This is a genomic window from Vibrio sp. vnigr-6D03 (assembly GCF_002835515.1).
Taxonomy (GTDB): domain Bacteria; phylum Pseudomonadota; class Gammaproteobacteria; order Enterobacterales; family Vibrionaceae; genus Vibrio; species Vibrio penaeicida.
The window spans coordinates 553,955-568,507 of record NZ_PIZL01000001.1 but is presented as its reverse complement, the minus strand read 5'-3'; the positions used below and the strand labels follow the sequence as shown (position 1 = coordinate 568,507).

The window sequence follows — 14,553 nt, the reverse complement described above, 5'->3', positions numbered from 1 at the left end:
TTAAAGGGGAAGATGATTGCGGCTGAGTCTACCCAATACATCGAGCCCTTGTTGATGCCAGAAATGCAGCAGGTCGATGAAAATCCAGTTTTCAGCCAGTTTGTTGCCATCGCGTCGGTAGATGTCGATCACTCGCATATCCACGGGTTTATTGAAGGCGGGCATACCCATAAAACCGCCTTTTGGGGTTAATGTTAGGTTTGGCCAGCCAAAGAAACCACCGAACTCCCCTTCGGCTAAACGGCAAACATGCCCGTTGAAGACTCGGTTATCAAACGCTTCGCGAAAAGGACCGGAGTGCTGTTTAGCATAACGTTCGATGGTGTAGCTGGCACCGATTCCGGCCGGTCCCCACCAGATCATGTCGTCGTGCCACGTGAGTGCCAGTTCTTCCTCCAGAGACAGCGCGTTTTTCCAGTTACCAATGTCACTGATCATGCTGTTAATGAGTGCCAGCGTTTTATCACTTTCCTCCGGTGGCTGTGTCTCAATCATCACGCCGTTGTGGGTCATAGGGCCGGGTTGCACCATAAATGCCCCCGTTTGTGGCGGAAACGGGTTTACTCCCGCCTGAACCATTAAATGAGGAATGTCGAAGAACATCGCGGTTTGCTGAATTTTGCCATTCGAGACTTCATGAAACTCGCAGTAGCGTAAAAATGCCATCTTATGAGTCGCTGGAATACCGAGCCAGTTTTGATCCAAAAGCCCCATTAAGTGCCCCATGGATACCACCCAAACAGAGGAGGCATCGGACAAACTGTTTTGCGCTGCCATAAAGACATCCTGACGGCGCTGAATGCGTTTCAAGGATTGCTTCAATGGTTGCCAGAACGACGTGCTCAAGTCATTCAGTGAGTTGATTTCATTGAATGGGTGGCACCCTCGCCATTGGTAATCTTCTGAGGTATGGCGCGCCAGCACTTCCTCCACATTTTCTGGGTTGGCGCTGTCTAGATCTTTGAAAAATGCCAAGACAACCTGCTTGGCATTTTGAGTGTCTGATGACATGAATTTTCCTTATATAACCTGAATTCTTGAGGTCACTTGGGTATGGAACGTTAGCCTTTCACTGCGCCAGCGGTTAGCCCTGAAACGATCTGACGCTGGAAGAAAAGCACTAAGAAGAACAGAGGCACCATGGCAGACACCACAGCGGCAACGGCAAACATCACATTGCCCTCTACCTGAGTTGTGCCAAGGAAGCTGGCGATCTTCGGAATCATGGTCTGATTATCTTGGCTGAGCAGCATACCGGTGACGGCAAAATCGTTGTAAGCCAGCAAGAAACTGAACAGCCCAGTTGTAACCACCCCCGGCCACATCACTGGAATGATCACGTGACGAAATGCCTGAAAGCGAGTGCACCCATCCACCATGGCACTCTCGTCCATGTCTTTCGGGATATTCAAAAAGAACGAATGCAACATCCACAAGGTGAAGGGTTGATTGATGGCCACCAATACAATGATGGTGGTGGGTAAGTGCCCCCACAAATTCCATTCAAAGAAAGGCAACAAGTAACCAGAGACCAAAGAAATGTGCGGCATTGCGCGAAATACCAGAGCAATCATTAAGATCCATATCGAGTACCGGAACCCCGAACGTGCCAGCGCATAACCACCAAGTGTGCCAATGGTCAGAGAAATCACCACCGCGCAAACCACCACGATCATGGTGTTGATGGAAGCAACCCAAAAGCCTTGTTCCACCCATGCACCGTAATAGCCTTTGAACGTGAATTCACTGCCTGTTTCAACCAGAGTTTTTACTCCGTAGATGGCGTTCATCCAGTCTGACTTTGAAAAGAAATCGCCCTGAACTTTAAAGGAGCCCCAAGTGGTCCATAAAAATGGACCTGCGGCAACAATCAACCATCCGATCACAAACAAAATCGAGGCGGTTTTCAGCCATGGGGACTTTTTATCTATTACTTGTTCCATGTGTATTTCTCCTACGCGGGTTTCTTGTTAAATCCACGCCAGGTGCGGATCAGTACAGGGGTAAGTAGAATGGCGATACCCACAATGGTTAACATGGAAGTGGCTGCTGCGGAGCCAAAGAGCTGTGCGTCGCCTTCTTTCAGATCGTGATAAATGATCCAGCTTAGCGAGGTGGCGTTGGCTTCGGCAGCAAACCCGACAATCGGCTCAAATACGCGGAAGTTATCCATCAACTGCATCAGGGCTACAAACGTTAACAACGGTGCCATATGCGGAATCACAATGTAACGAATGCGTTCCCAGCGAGATGCCCCGTCGATCATCGCCGCTTCAACTGTATCTGTTGGCACGGTCTGTAATCCGGCATAGAACACAATGAAAGAGAAGGGAATCGAGTGCCAGACGCCATACACAAACAAAGTGATCCAAGTGAGCGTTGGTGATGCTTTCAACGATAAATCAGGATCATCAAATAAGATTTGAAGGGAAGCGCCAATGACACCGTCGGCATCGATCATCCAGAACAGAATCAACGAACCAATAAGTGGTGTAACAATCATGGGCAGTAGGGAGAAGAAGATGGTCGGACCCTTAAAAAACTTCGGCAGTGCATTCACGCCAAGCGCGACCAGCATCCCCAAAACGATCACCATCGGCGTAACAATAAAAGTATAACTGAGGGTAAAAATCAGCGCCTTGTAAAACGGCATATTCAACAGTTTCGATGAGAAATCAGACAAAGAGTCGGAGCTGTCCCACGCTTCGCCCACTTCGGAAAACGCCAGATGATTTCGGTTGGTATAGGTGCCAAACCCGTTGAATCGCCCTAAAGGCTGCTCCTCACGCAGTTTGTTGGTGGCATCCAAATCAATGGCTGTCGTTTTGGAACAGCCAAAAGGGCCACATTGTTCGGTTTCTATCAACACTTGCTCGTGCTCGACGTAAAGCGACTGGACAAAGATGGAAACGATGGGAAAAGCGATCAACAGAATCATGATCGTCAAAGACGGCCACATAAACTGCAAAAAAGTGCGATGGGGCATACGTATAACCTCAATGCCAAACACCACTCCCTCTGACTTTTCTCAAGCGAGAGGGAATGGGAGAAGTGAATTACAAGAAGCCCTGTTCTTTCGCAGACGCGGTATAAGCAGCTTCGGCATCTTTCAATGCCTGTTCTGCCGACTCTTTGCCTTGCAGGAAGTCGGACAGTTCAGAGCCAAGTGCAGAGTGAAGAGAACCCATATAAGGCAGCATTGGGTATGGGCGCGCTTTGTTTTGCACTGAGTCGATCACCCCTTTAGCCGCATCGTTAGGTTGGTAGCCTTCAATCAGCCACACTGCTTTTTCGCTGTTGGCTTTCATCATTTCCGTTGAGGTCGCTTTAACCATGACTTTGAACGTCGCTTCGGCATCTTCGTCTGAAAGGTTCTTAGAAACGGTCCAGCCATCCCACCATAATGTGGTAGCAGGCAAACCGCCTTTCTCCAGTGATGGCGTGCTGACCAAACGAGTCGAAGCCACAATATCTGATTCTGAGCCTTCATCGTCCAAGATGGCGCTACCACGAGACCCCCACATCACAGCAAACGCCACTTTTCCGTCTTCCCACAAAGACTGCGTCACGTTGGAATCAAACGTTAGGTAGTCTGGGTTAGACAGCTCCGTCAGAGCTTTGAGCGTATTCAGCGCTTTCACGCCCATTGGATTATTGATATTGGGCTGTGCACTGCTGCCTTTAAAGAAATCACCACCTGTTGCGCTGTACATATTGATGAACTCTTCACCGAGGTTCCAACCCGTTTTGGTGTTCAAGGCAATAGGGTTAGCCATGATGTCTTTGTCGCGAATGACTTTTGCTGCAGCAATCAGCTCGTCGTAGGTAGTCGGTGGCTCTACGCCAGCCAACTTAAGGATATCTTCACGGTAGAAGAGGTGTTGGCTGTTCGCCATGAATGCCACCGCCATCACCTTACCGTCGACACGAATCAATTGAGAAGGTTGCAGGCTGGCACCGTACTTGGCGACCAAGTCATCCAAAGGGCGAACCAAGCCTTCGTTGAGTAGCGGGACAATCGAGCTGGTTGAGACGATTGCGCTTGAATATTTCGCAGGGTTGGCTTTGAGTGCCGCTACCTGAAGGTTGCGATGGTCTTTCGTCTGGTTTTTGGACACCGTGACTTTATCGCTGGCGCACGTTTCTGCCATGTTGGCCACGGCGTGCAATGCAGGGAAGTCGTTGGATAGAATGCTTACTTTCCCCGACTCTACTCCACAACTCGCGTACACATTGCTTGCGCTGGCGATGGCGACGGTGGCCGCAGCACGCAACGCCCATTGAGTTACATTTGCCATGTTTTCTACTCCTTTAGCTGGCAGCATCAAGTGGGCAATACCACGATAGGCGGCTGGTTTCTTTGTCCGACGACGTCGACAACTCAGCGGCGTTTCCTTGCCCTTTTCCTAAAAAATGGGAACGTATGCAAAAATCCTATGCTTTAAAGTTACTTTTGATCAAGATTTGTATTTATTTTGTAAATAAATTGTGATTGTTAATTTAATTAATTGATTAATAAGGATTTATATTGATTTTTAAATATTTTGGATGTTGCCGTAACTTATTGAATTATTAAAAATATCCGGGTTTTCATACTTTTTGATTGAATTGTTATTAGTGTGATCACCTTCTAATTTGCTTAAATTGTGACCTTGTTGATTAAAAAGTCGTCTGATAATTTTGAATGCGTACCCAAGATTTGAAAAAGGACATTTCATGGCGGAAATACAACTACGACACGTTAATAAGCGATGGGGCGGATTTATCGGGGTCAACGATTTTGATTTGACGATCTCTGATCAGGAGTTCCTCGTTTTGCTTGGTCCGTCTGGTTGTGGAAAAACCACGACCATGAGAATCATAGCAGGGCTTGAAAGCGTTTCTGATGGCGAAATTCTGATTGACGGAGAAGTGGTGAACGAGCTTGAACCAAAGGATCGAGACGTCGCCATGGTGTTCCAGAGCTATGCGTTGTATCCGAATATGACGGTGTATGAAAACATCCGCTTTCCGCTCAAGGTACGTAAGATCGACCCAGAAACCCACGATGAGAAAGTCATGAAAGCTGCGGAGATGGTCGAGCTCAATGAGTTTTTGCATCGCAAACCTTCTGAGTTATCGGGCGGTCAGCGTCAGCGTGTGGCGTTAGCGCGGGCGATTGTACGTGAGCCAAATGTCTTCTTAATGGATGAACCCTTATCTAACCTCGATGCTAAATTGCGTGTCTCGACACGAGCACAAATCAAAAACCTAACGCACGAGCTCAAAGTCACCACCATTTATGTAACCCACGATCAAATCGAAGCCATGACTCTAGCCGATCGCGTTGTTGTCATGAACAAAGGGGTGGTTCAGCAAGTGGGTTCCCCAACCGAGATTTACAACAATCCAGCTAATACCTTTGTGGCGAGCTTTATTGGTTCTCCTGCCATGAACTTGGTGGAAGGCACAATAACCAACGGCACATTCGAAGCTGAGGGGATCACCATTTCTGGTCTGGATGCCTCGCTGTCTGGCAAGGTTACATTGGGTTTCAGGGCAGAGGACGCCAGTTTGAACGGCGAATCTGCTCAAGTTCAGGCTAACGTTTACTCCATGGAGCTCTTGGGTGACGCCACCATGATCACCACCAAAGTTGGTCATGCGTTTATCGCTATCAAGGCAGACAAAGATTTCAGAATCGATATTGGTCAGCCCTTTTCGGCACACATTCCTATTGCTTCATGCCACCTGTTCGATGCACAAACTGGAGCGCGAATTTCCCCTGTTTTGGCGGAGGCATCATGAAAGGTTCAAGACCTCAGCAAGCAGAATTGTCTCGCGATACTGATATGAGCAAAACCGACGAAACCCGAGCGGTGATCGAAGGCATGGTAGACGGGTTAAACGATCACCGAATCGATGATATTGGCCAGTTTTTCTCGCAGCAGTTTCGTTGGTTAGGTAACCAAGGATGTGGCAGAAAAAACGGGCTGCAAGAATTTCAAGAAAACTGGCAACGACCTTTTCAATCGGCGTTTTCCGACAAATCGTGCGTTGATGAAGCGCGTTTGTATATGGGGGAATGGGCAGCAGCATTTGGTCGACAAGAAGCCACACACAGCGGCGAGTTTATGGGGGTTGCCCCTACCGGAAAAAAAGTGGAAATCCGCTATATGGATTTCTGGAAAGTGCAGGATGGAAAAATTGTCGACAACTGGGTCATGGTGGATTTTCCCCATGTACTTGCACAGTTAGGGGTGGATGTTTTCAACGGTGAAGGTTGGGAAGCCTACGATCGAGGTGAACGAACCCCACCAAGACCACAGTGATAGAAGCAGTTAAACAGGATGAATGGAAATCATGACCATTGAATATTTAAAAAGCAGCAAACCAGAGCAGGACAAAGCGTCAGATAACGCCAAGGTTGCCTCTGTGGTCGCCGATACACTGGTGTACATTGAGAACGACGGTGACAAAGCGGTACGCGAACTGTCGGAAAAGTTCGACAACTATTCCCCAGACTCATTCCGACTCTCTGAAGAACAGATCCAAGCTCTGATCGCCAAAGTACCTGAGCGAGATTTGGCGGATATTCAATTTGCACACGATCAAGTGGTTAATTTTGCCAAAGCACAGCGCGATTCCATGCAAGATATCGAAGTGGAGACGCTGCCCGGTGTGATATTAGGTCACAAGCATATTCCGGTGCAAAGTGTTGGCTGCTATGTCCCTGGTGGAAAATTTCCCATGGTGGCTTCGGCGCACATGTCGGTAGCGACTGCCAAAGTGGCAGGGGTTCCACGTATTGTTGCCTGCACTCCTCCCTTTAAAGGCGAGCCAAACCCCGCGGTTGTAGCGGCTATGCACATCGGTGGTGCCGATGAAATATACGTGATTGGTGGCATTCAGGCTGTGGGTGCCATGGCCATTGGTACCGACACCATCTACCCAGTTCACCTGTTGGTAGGGCCTGGCAATGCCTTTGTGGCAGAAGCCAAGCGCCAGCTTTTCGGACGCGTGGGCATCGACCTTTTTGCCGGTCCAACAGAAACCATGGTGATTGCTGACGACACTGTTGATGCTGAAATGTGTGCCACAGATTTGTTAGGTCAGGCGGAACACGGTTTTAACTCCCCTGCGGCTTTGGTCACTAATAGCCGAAAACTGGCAGAAGACACCATGGCAGAAATTGAACGCATCCTTAAGATTTTGCCGACGGCGGAAACGGCGTCTGCCAGTTGGGAAGACTACGGTGAAATCATTCTCTGCGACAGTTACGAAGAAATGCTGCAAGTCTCGGAAGACAAAGCGTACGAGCACGTGCAAGTGATGACGGATCGCGACGACTGGTTCCTAGAAAACATGACCTGCTATGGAGGTTTATTCTTGGGAGCAAGAACCAATGTAGCCAATGGCGACAAGGTGATCGGCACCAACCACACTCTGCCAACCCAAAAAGCGGGCCGCTACACTGGTGGGTTGTGGGTAGGTAAGTATTTAAAAACTCACAGCTACCAAAAAGTGACAACCGATGAAGCCGCCGCTCAAATAGGTGAATACGGTTCTAGGCTCTGTATTCTGGAAGGGTTTGTGGGTCATGCCGAGCAGTGCAACTTGCGGGTGCGTCGCTACGGCAATAAAGACGTGCCCTACGGACAACCGGCGCAGTAACGGTTGATGGAGGTGGCAATGTCAGAATCCCAGCAATCAGCAGAGCAGTTATTCAGCCAGCTAGCGCAATGGCGACAGTCTCTTTATAACGGAGACATCGCCTCTGCCAGAATGCAGATGGGCTCTGTATTTGCTTCCGACGCCACGTTTCACATGTGCGCGCCATTTGGGGATTTCCATTCGTCTGCGAACTGGTTCGACGCTTGTGTCACTCCACTTGCTGATGCGATTACGGATTTAGAACGGCGTGATTACATTGTTATATCGGGTAAAGATGCTGACCAAAATGGGTGGATAGGGTGTGCCGGTTATTACTGTGGCAGCTTTATCAGACCTTGGCTAGGCATTCCGGCTACCGGGCACTTTGCCCACATGCGGTTTCACGAATTTTACCGGATGGAAGGCGATGCCATCGTTGAAGCGCAAATCATCTGGGACATTCCTGAACTCATGATGCAAGCCAACGCCTGGCCGCTGGTGCCATCATTAGGGCGAGAAGGTTTAGTGCCAGCACCTGCCACCTGCGATGGTATCGACAATACATGGAGCGTCCCTTCGCGGAAATCAGAAACATCGCAGAAATCAGAGGTAAGCCGTCAACACGTTTTGGATATGCTGGAGCACTTACAGCGCTACCCGAGTCAGGGTGGACCTGAAGTGATGGCAATGGATCGATTCTGGCACCAAAACCTGAGCTGGTATGGTCCAGCTGGTATCGGCACCTGTCGGGGTATTGCGGGCTTTCGACACTGGCACCAAATACCGTTTCTCAATGCCATGCCTGATCGCGGTCAGCACGAAGAGGAAATCCACGCACACTTTTTCGCCTCTGGTGAATACGTCGCGGTGACAGGCTGGCCCAATATGTGTCAGACACTGACGCACGGTGGCTGGCTAGGCATCGCCCCATCTGGGAAGAAAATCACCCTACGCAGTCTGGATTTCTGGCGATTAGAAGACGGAAAAATTCGAGAAAACTGGGTACTGGTGGACTTAATCGACGTCTATTCACAACTCGGTATTGACGTAATTGCCAGAATGAAAGAATTCAATAAAGCTCGTGTGATTGGCGACATCCAACTACCACAGGGAATGTGATATGAAAATTCTTCCAACTTCACCCGGATTCGATTTAACAGGCAAGCGAGCATTGGTTTGCGGTGCATCGTCGGGTATTGGATTGGGGTGCGCTGCTGCATTAGCAGAAGCAGGGGCTCACGTTACGCTTGCAGCGCGCAGAGCAGATTTGCTCGAAGAGGTTAAACAGCAGTTTGAACGCCAGCAGTGGCAGGTCGATGTTCTACACATGGATGTTGCGGATATTGAAGGCACTCAGGCACTGATTGAGCAGCAAGAAACGTTTGATGTGTTGGTGAACTCCGCTGGGTTAGCTCGCCATTCCGATGCGTTATCGACTCAGCCTGACGACTACGACGCAGTGATGAATGTGAACGTCAAAGGGGCGTATTTCTTGTGTCAGGCAGTAGCGAAAAAGCTAATTGACGCCAATCAAGGCGGAAGCCTCATCACCATATCAAGCCAGATGGCACACGTTGGTGGGCTTGAGCGCGCTGTTTACTGTGCCTCAAAGCACGCGGTGGAAGGCTTTACTAAAGCCATGGCCATCGAGTGGGGCAAGCACCAAGTACGGGTCAATACCATTTGCCCGACTTTCATCAAAACCGAATTAACAAAAAGCACGTTTGAAAACCCTGATCTCCGAGCGTGGATTGAGAGCAAAATCCACATTGGAAGAGTGGGAGAAGTCGAAGATGTGATGGGCGCAGTGGTGTTCCTAGCCAGTGATGCGTCCGCCATGATCACCGGTACTTCGCTGCGTGTAGACGGAGGTTGGACAGCAGAATAATGGCAAATGAAAAAGTGACCTCAACCGATGTCGCCAAACACGCTGGTGTAAGCCAGTCTGCGGTGAGCCGCGTGTTCACGCCCGGCGCATCGGTCTCACAGAAAACCATGGACAAAGTAAAGAAAGCGGCGGATGAGCTGGGGTATCGACCTAATTCGTTGGCACGAGCCATGGTATCGGGTAAGAGCCGAATCATAGGTTTAATTGTGGCGTATCTGGACAACCAGTTTTACCCCGATGCGTTAGAAAAACTCTCCAACTCTCTGCAAGAACAGGGCTACCACGTTCTGATGTTTATGGCATCCAAAACGGCAGACTCCATCGATTCTGTGGTGGAAGAGATTCTGGATTATCAGGTCGATGGCATTATCGCGGCTTCGGTAGCCATGACTTCAGAACTCGCCGAGCGGTGCCGTCAAGCCAACGTGCCCATTGTGTTGTTCAATCGTTCGCAGGAAGAAGGGGATTTTTCTGCGGTGACCTCAGACAACTTTGTTGGTGGTTTGAAAGCTGCTCAGTTCCTGATTCGGGGTGGTCATAAGAAATTCGGCTACATTGCAGGTTGGGAAGGCGCGTCGACTCAGCGCGATCGCGAACTGGGCTTCAAAGCCGGTTTATCGCAAGAAGGGTTTGAGCTACATGCCAGAGAAATCGGGGATTTTTCGATGGAAAAAGCCAAAGAAGCTACCCGAAAGATGTTCCGAAGCGATCCACCTGATGCGCTGTTTGTTGCCAATGATCACATGGCACTGGCGGTTATGGATACCTTGCGCTTCGAGCTGAATATCAAGGTGCCGGAGGACGTGTCCGTCGTGGGGTACGACAACGTTCCCGCAGCAAGTTGGCCGAGTTATAACCTGACAACACTGAGCCAGCAAGCGGACGCCATGGTCAATGAAACCATACGAATTTTGCTCCAACAGATTGATGGTGACAGCGCGTCACCCCAGAAAATTGCCATTGGGTCGCCGCTCGTGATCCGAGGTTCAGCCAAATTGCCAAAGGACATTAACTAAATGATGAAAGGATTCGACAGCAAGTTTCAGGACTTCCCCGATTACATTCTGTCCATCACCAAAGAGATTTGGGAAGACAGAGGGATTGCGACGCTAGAGCATTACTACTCGCCCGATATTATCGTTCGCACACCTGCCAGCATTTCAGTCGGAAATGAAGGGGTTATTGCTGCTACCTTGTCGACATTGCATGAATTTCCCGACAGGCAACTGCTGGGGGAAGACGTGATATGGAGTGGCACGCCTGAAACGGGAATGCTGTCTTCGCATCGGATCCTGTCTACGGCGACGCATTTAGGCGACGGCATTTTCGGTAAAGCCACAGGGTCACCATTGAAGTACCGTGTGATCGCCGATTGCCACGCCATCAACAATCAGATCAATGACGAATGGCTGATTCGGGACCTAGGTGCCATCGTCAAGCAGATGGGCTGGGATCCAAAACAATATGCTCTCACTCAGATTGAAAATGAGGGGGGATTGCAAGCGTGTAACGTGCCATTTACCCCAGAGCAAGACAAAAACGGACCGTACCAAGGCACAGGAAACGACAACGCCTACGGAAAGCAGTATGCCAATGTGCTCAAGCGCATTATGAATGCCGATATTGCCTGCATTAGAAATGAATACGATCGCGCTTGTACCGGTGAATACCCATGTGGTGAAACCATCCACTCTTGGGCTGGGATTGAAGCCTTCTGGCAAGGGTTACGAGCCAGTTTTCCGAACGCAGAATTTACCGTAGAACACCAAATTGGACGCGAAGATCCAATGATGCCACCGAGAGCCGCCATTCGGTTCTCATTACAAGGAAAGCATGATGGGTGGGGGCGATTTGGCGCACCAACGGGGGCAAACATTTATGTCATGGCAGCCGCTCATGTCGAGTTTGGCCCTTGGGGCATTCGACGCGAGTTTGTTGTATTTGACGAGACCTCCGTTTGGAAACAAATCGCTCTGCATACAGGGTAACTCAATAGACCCTAGAGAATTACCAAATCGGGATGGTGTGTTCAAGCCGCTCAACCCGACGAATTTCGCTTATTGCTGACATGACGGATGCAAGGTTCTTAGCATTTGTCCGCGTGTTGGAATCCAAAGGAGATAACGAGAATGGAAAGCCCACAATGGGTGCGATTTGGGGAACTCAAACCCTGTCGCACGGCATTTATTGATGCTCATACCCCCGGTTCATCACAAAAAGAAAACTTCACGATCATTGGCGGGGGTGTGTCGGAGAGCCCTGACCAGCATGTGCACATCACCGCCACGCCGGGCTTCAATATTGGAGCGGCAGGTCAGCCGCCAAAATGTTTTAACTCATTGCATTATCACCACACGGCGGAAGTCTTTTTCGTATTGAAAGGTCGATGGCGTTTCTTCTGGGGGCATGACGGTAAAGCCGGAGAAGTGACGTTATCGGAAGGCGACATCTTCAATATCCCAACACACGTTTTCCGCGGTTTTGAAAACGTGGGGACCGATTACGGCATGATCATGTCCATTCTGGGCGGCGATGATGCTGGCGGTGGCGTTGTGTGGGCGCCTCAGGTATTGGAAGATGCTGTTTCTCATGGTTTAAAACTGAGTGAAACCGGCAGGCTTTACGACACCAAAAAAGGGGAAAACCTCCCTGAAGGTGTGAAAGAGATGCCTATGCTGACTCAAGAAGAACTTGACCAGATTGGCCAGCCAAGTGTTAGCGAAGTTGTCCCGAAATACGTGGCACGTTACCTCGATATGATGGCTCTGGCGAACGATAAGCCATGCAGTGTGATCGGTGAAAATGCCCTTATCGTCGATAAGCCGGGTTTTGAAGTCGATTTCTTTAACCACAATACGCCGCAAGCCGAGTCGTATCACGCGGAGCAAGATCAGGTTTTGATGGTAATGTACGGTCATTGGCACGTTCAGTGGGAGCAAGACGCCGTCACTTTAAATCCGGGTGACACTATCTGGATGCCTGCAGGTAGTGACTACTCACTTTCGGTGACTGCGTCTGGCGACGCAAGTTTGTACCGAATCAGCAAGACACTCGATAGTGCCGGACCAACATGGACTCCCAAACGATGAACACGCCGCTGGTATTGTTGCCCGGCATGATGTGCGACGAGCGATTGTTTGACGCTCAGGTGGAGGCGTTCAGCTCTGAGCGACAGGTTGTTGTTTTGCCTGTAACGCAAGCTGACAGCATGCAAGAACTGGCGAAGAAGGTGCTTGAGAAAGCGCCTTCCACTTTCGCACTGGCGGGATTGTCGATGGGTGGCATCGTTGCCATGGAAGTCTTCAGGCAGCAGCCCGAACGTATTGAGCGTCTGGCGCTGCTAGACACGAATCCCCGAGCAGAGTTGGACGAAGTGAAGCAAGGACGAGCAAGGCAGCTGGATCGCGTTGCAAAAGGCGAGATGCTGAATGTGATGAGTGAGGAGATGATCCCGAGATATTGTCACCGAGATTTTCCTAATCCCAGTATCGATAAGCTTTGCCTAGACATGGCAAATGGGCTGGGGGACGAGGTGTTTGTTCGTCAGTCATTGGCGTTGCGTGATCGCCCCGATCAGCAACAAACACTCGCCACTGTCATTCAACCGACCCTGATTCTGGCTGGGGAAGATGATCAGCTTTGCCCGTTAGACAGACACGAATGCATGAAGGCGTTAATTCCACATGCCACACTTACCCTGATCCCCAAAGCGGGGCATCTGACAACTTTAGAGCAACCGGAGGCGACAAACGCCGCTTTGCGCGCGTGGTTAGAATCATGAACGAGTCTTTATTAAAGCTATTACAACGTGTAGATACGCCCACGGTGTGCAATGCCATCGAAGTGGCACAGGGTAAACGCGGATTCGACCGCTTTACCAAGCAGACCATGCTGATTTCAGATACTAGTTGCGGGGCAATGGTGGGGTATGCGAAAACAGCCCAAATTGCTGCGCTAGAACCGGCTCAGGAACCTGCTGATGTGATTCGCGATAGGCGCATGGCGTATTATCGTTATATGTCGGAATCTCCACTCCCTTCTGTTGCTGTGATAGAAGATATCGATTTCCCCAATGCGATAGGTGCCTATTGGGGAGAGTTGAACACCAACATTCATAAAGGGTTTGGGATGAGTGGCGTGGTCACAAACGGTGTGATGCGCGATCTGGATGACCTGCCAGAAAATTTCCCTGTGCTCGCGGGTTCTATTGGTCCAAGCCATGGGTTTGTGCACGTAAAAACCATCCATCAACCTGTTAGTGTGATGGGGTTAACTGTGGAGCCAGGCGAGCTGATTCATGCGGATCGCCACGGCGCACTGGTGATTCCAAATGAGGTTTTACCTAGCTTAGAAACCGCGATCACCATCTTACTGGCTAACGAGCAAATCGTTTTGAAAGCCACTAAACAGGACAACTTTGATTTTGAAGCGTTTGAAAAAGCGTGGGCAGAGTTTGAGCGAGTTCGGACTTAATACTTTAATTATACTTTTGTAATCGGTATTGACCTTATCCCTAGGGTAAGGTTTAGAGTCGGGATGCGATTGACTTAAAGGTGCGCTATGAACAGACGATTAAAAACAACCTGGATTACAATGCTCAGCATTGTTGCCTTGTTGTTTTCAGGGTTTGTCACCAGTGCCCCTGTTATGATGATGACAATGGCGGAACACCAGATTGAAAGTAACGTTTCTCCCTGTCATGCCAGTTCCTCTCCTATGGCAGATAACCTATCTGCTCACAAATCGCATTCCCCAGATAGACCCATCCATTCATTGATGGCGGATAGCGGCAAAAACGACGCGTCAGACGCTTGTTCTCCCGCATCCCATGAAGGGCATACCTGTTGTGCTGCTGTGTGTGGAGTCACTTTTGTGCCTTTGCTTACTCGTAGCTCGATGAATGTGGCAGACTTTGCCCTTGCTCCAATTGCTTCCATCACTATCGGTGATGCACTTTCTCGTACTCAATCCCTTTTCCGACCCCCAATCACTGAATCCATTTTCTGATTTCACCGCTTCTGAATGAAGCCCGA

At 49.7% G+C, this 14,553-nt stretch carries 15 protein-coding genes; 11 read left to right on the top strand and 4 right to left on the bottom strand.

From position 1 onward, the window contains the following. From CW749_RS02480 to CW749_RS02465, 4 genes are all read right to left on the bottom strand, one after another. A complete protein-coding gene (locus CW749_RS02480) occupies positions 1-1,011 on the bottom strand; it encodes an ester cyclase (protein ID WP_101110308.1) in 1,011 nt (336 codons plus the stop codon). Between the two features lie 50 nt (positions 1,012-1,061). Next, the gene (locus tag CW749_RS02475; RefSeq protein WP_101110307.1) at positions 1,062-1,943 is read right to left on the bottom strand and encodes a carbohydrate ABC transporter permease; all 882 of its coding nucleotides are present in this window, start codon (positions 1,941-1,943) and stop codon (positions 1,062-1,064) included. Between the two features lie 11 nt (positions 1,944-1,954). After that, entirely contained in the window at positions 1,955-2,986 is a 1,032-nt protein-coding gene (locus CW749_RS02470; RefSeq protein ID WP_101110305.1) for a sugar ABC transporter permease, read from the bottom strand. A 70-nt stretch (positions 2,987-3,056) separates the two neighbouring features. Continuing rightward, positions 3,057-4,298 carry an extracellular solute-binding protein gene (locus CW749_RS02465; protein ID WP_101110304.1) on the bottom strand — a complete coding sequence of 414 codons (1,242 nt, stop codon included), beginning with the start codon at positions 4,296-4,298 and terminating at the stop codon, positions 3,057-3,059. 418 nt (positions 4,299-4,716) lie between these two features. Between CW749_RS02465 and CW749_RS02460 the strand changes: the two genes are divergently transcribed. The 11 genes from CW749_RS02460 to CW749_RS02410 all read left to right on the top strand — a co-directional run bounded on the left by CW749_RS02460 (position 4,717) and on the right by CW749_RS02410 (position 14,527). Continuing rightward, entirely contained in the window at positions 4,717-5,787 is a 1,071-nt protein-coding gene (locus CW749_RS02460) for an ABC transporter ATP-binding protein (protein WP_101110302.1), read from the top strand. Continuing rightward, positions 5,784-6,311 (top strand): ester cyclase, encoded by a 528-nt coding sequence (locus CW749_RS02455; protein WP_101110300.1) that lies wholly within the window; start codon positions 5,784-5,786, stop codon positions 6,309-6,311. Before CW749_RS02460 ends, CW749_RS02455 begins: the two co-directional genes overlap by 4 nt. Positions 6,312-6,342: 31 nt before the next feature. Continuing rightward, entirely contained in the window at positions 6,343-7,653 is a 1,311-nt protein-coding gene (gene hisD, locus CW749_RS02450; protein WP_101110298.1) for a histidinol dehydrogenase, read from the top strand. Between the two features lie 18 nt (positions 7,654-7,671). Next, entirely contained in the window at positions 7,672-8,751 is a 1,080-nt protein-coding gene (locus CW749_RS02445; RefSeq protein WP_101110297.1) for an ester cyclase, read from the top strand. A gap of 1 nt (position 8,752) precedes the next feature. After that, positions 8,753-9,520 carry an SDR family oxidoreductase gene (locus tag CW749_RS02440; protein ID WP_101110295.1) on the top strand — a complete coding sequence of 256 codons (768 nt, stop codon included), beginning with the start codon at positions 8,753-8,755 and terminating at the stop codon, positions 9,518-9,520. Then, the gene (locus CW749_RS02435; protein ID WP_101110294.1) at positions 9,520-10,536 is read left to right on the top strand and encodes a LacI family DNA-binding transcriptional regulator; all 1,017 of its coding nucleotides are present in this window, start codon (positions 9,520-9,522) and stop codon (positions 10,534-10,536) included. Before CW749_RS02440 ends, CW749_RS02435 begins: the two co-directional genes overlap by 1 nt. Positions 10,537-10,539: 3 nt before the next feature. Further along, positions 10,540-11,508: an ester cyclase gene (locus CW749_RS02430; RefSeq protein WP_101110605.1), complete on the top strand. Its 969-nt coding sequence runs from the start codon at positions 10,540-10,542 to the stop codon at positions 11,506-11,508. Positions 11,509-11,649: 141 nt separating this feature from the next. After that, positions 11,650-12,609: a cupin domain-containing protein gene (locus tag CW749_RS02425; protein ID WP_101110293.1), complete on the top strand. Its 960-nt coding sequence runs from the start codon at positions 11,650-11,652 to the stop codon at positions 12,607-12,609. Continuing rightward, the gene (locus CW749_RS02420; RefSeq protein WP_237322304.1) at positions 12,591-13,301 is read left to right on the top strand and encodes an alpha/beta fold hydrolase; all 711 of its coding nucleotides are present in this window, start codon (positions 12,591-12,593) and stop codon (positions 13,299-13,301) included. The genes CW749_RS02425 and CW749_RS02420 overlap by 19 nt, the downstream gene beginning before the upstream one ends. After that, positions 13,298-13,993 (top strand): RraA family protein, encoded by a 696-nt coding sequence (locus CW749_RS02415; RefSeq protein ID WP_101110289.1) that lies wholly within the window; start codon positions 13,298-13,300, stop codon positions 13,991-13,993. Before CW749_RS02420 ends, CW749_RS02415 begins: the two co-directional genes overlap by 4 nt. 87 nt (positions 13,994-14,080) lie before the next feature. Further along, a complete protein-coding gene (locus CW749_RS02410) occupies positions 14,081-14,527 on the top strand; it encodes a hypothetical protein (protein WP_101110287.1) in 447 nt (148 codons plus the stop codon). Positions 14,528-14,553: the final 26 nt, after the last annotated feature.

Coding starts and splice junctions, on each gene's coding strand:
- CW749_RS02465 (WP_101110304.1), bottom strand. CDS start 4,298: ATGGCAAATGTAACTCAATGGGCGTTGCGTGCTGCGGCCACCGTCGCC.
- CW749_RS02430 (WP_101110605.1), top strand. CDS start 10,540: ATGAAAGGATTCGACAGCAAGTTTCAGGACTTCCCCGATTACATTCTG.
- CW749_RS02445 (WP_101110297.1), top strand. CDS start 7,672: ATGTCAGAATCCCAGCAATCAGCAGAGCAGTTATTCAGCCAGCTAGCG.
- CW749_RS02470 (WP_101110305.1), bottom strand. CDS start 2,986: ATGCCCCATCGCACTTTTTTGCAGTTTATGTGGCCGTCTTTGACGATC.
- CW749_RS02460 (WP_101110302.1), top strand. CDS start 4,717: ATGGCGGAAATACAACTACGACACGTTAATAAGCGATGGGGCGGATTT.
- CW749_RS02425 (WP_101110293.1), top strand. CDS start 11,650: ATGGAAAGCCCACAATGGGTGCGATTTGGGGAACTCAAACCCTGTCGC.
- CW749_RS02410 (WP_101110287.1), top strand. CDS start 14,081: ATGAACAGACGATTAAAAACAACCTGGATTACAATGCTCAGCATTGTT.
- CW749_RS02455 (WP_101110300.1), top strand. CDS start 5,784: ATGAAAGGTTCAAGACCTCAGCAAGCAGAATTGTCTCGCGATACTGAT.
- hisD (WP_101110298.1), top strand. CDS start 6,343: ATGACCATTGAATATTTAAAAAGCAGCAAACCAGAGCAGGACAAAGCG.
- CW749_RS02440 (WP_101110295.1), top strand. CDS start 8,753: ATGAAAATTCTTCCAACTTCACCCGGATTCGATTTAACAGGCAAGCGA.
- CW749_RS02475 (WP_101110307.1), bottom strand. CDS start 1,943: ATGGAACAAGTAATAGATAAAAAGTCCCCATGGCTGAAAACCGCCTCG.
- CW749_RS02480 (WP_101110308.1), bottom strand. CDS start 1,011: ATGTCATCAGACACTCAAAATGCCAAGCAGGTTGTCTTGGCATTTTTC.
- CW749_RS02420 (WP_237322304.1), top strand. CDS start 12,591: ATGGACTCCCAAACGATGAACACGCCGCTGGTATTGTTGCCCGGCATG.
- CW749_RS02415 (WP_101110289.1), top strand. CDS start 13,298: ATGAACGAGTCTTTATTAAAGCTATTACAACGTGTAGATACGCCCACG.
- CW749_RS02435 (WP_101110294.1), top strand. CDS start 9,520: ATGGCAAATGAAAAAGTGACCTCAACCGATGTCGCCAAACACGCTGGT.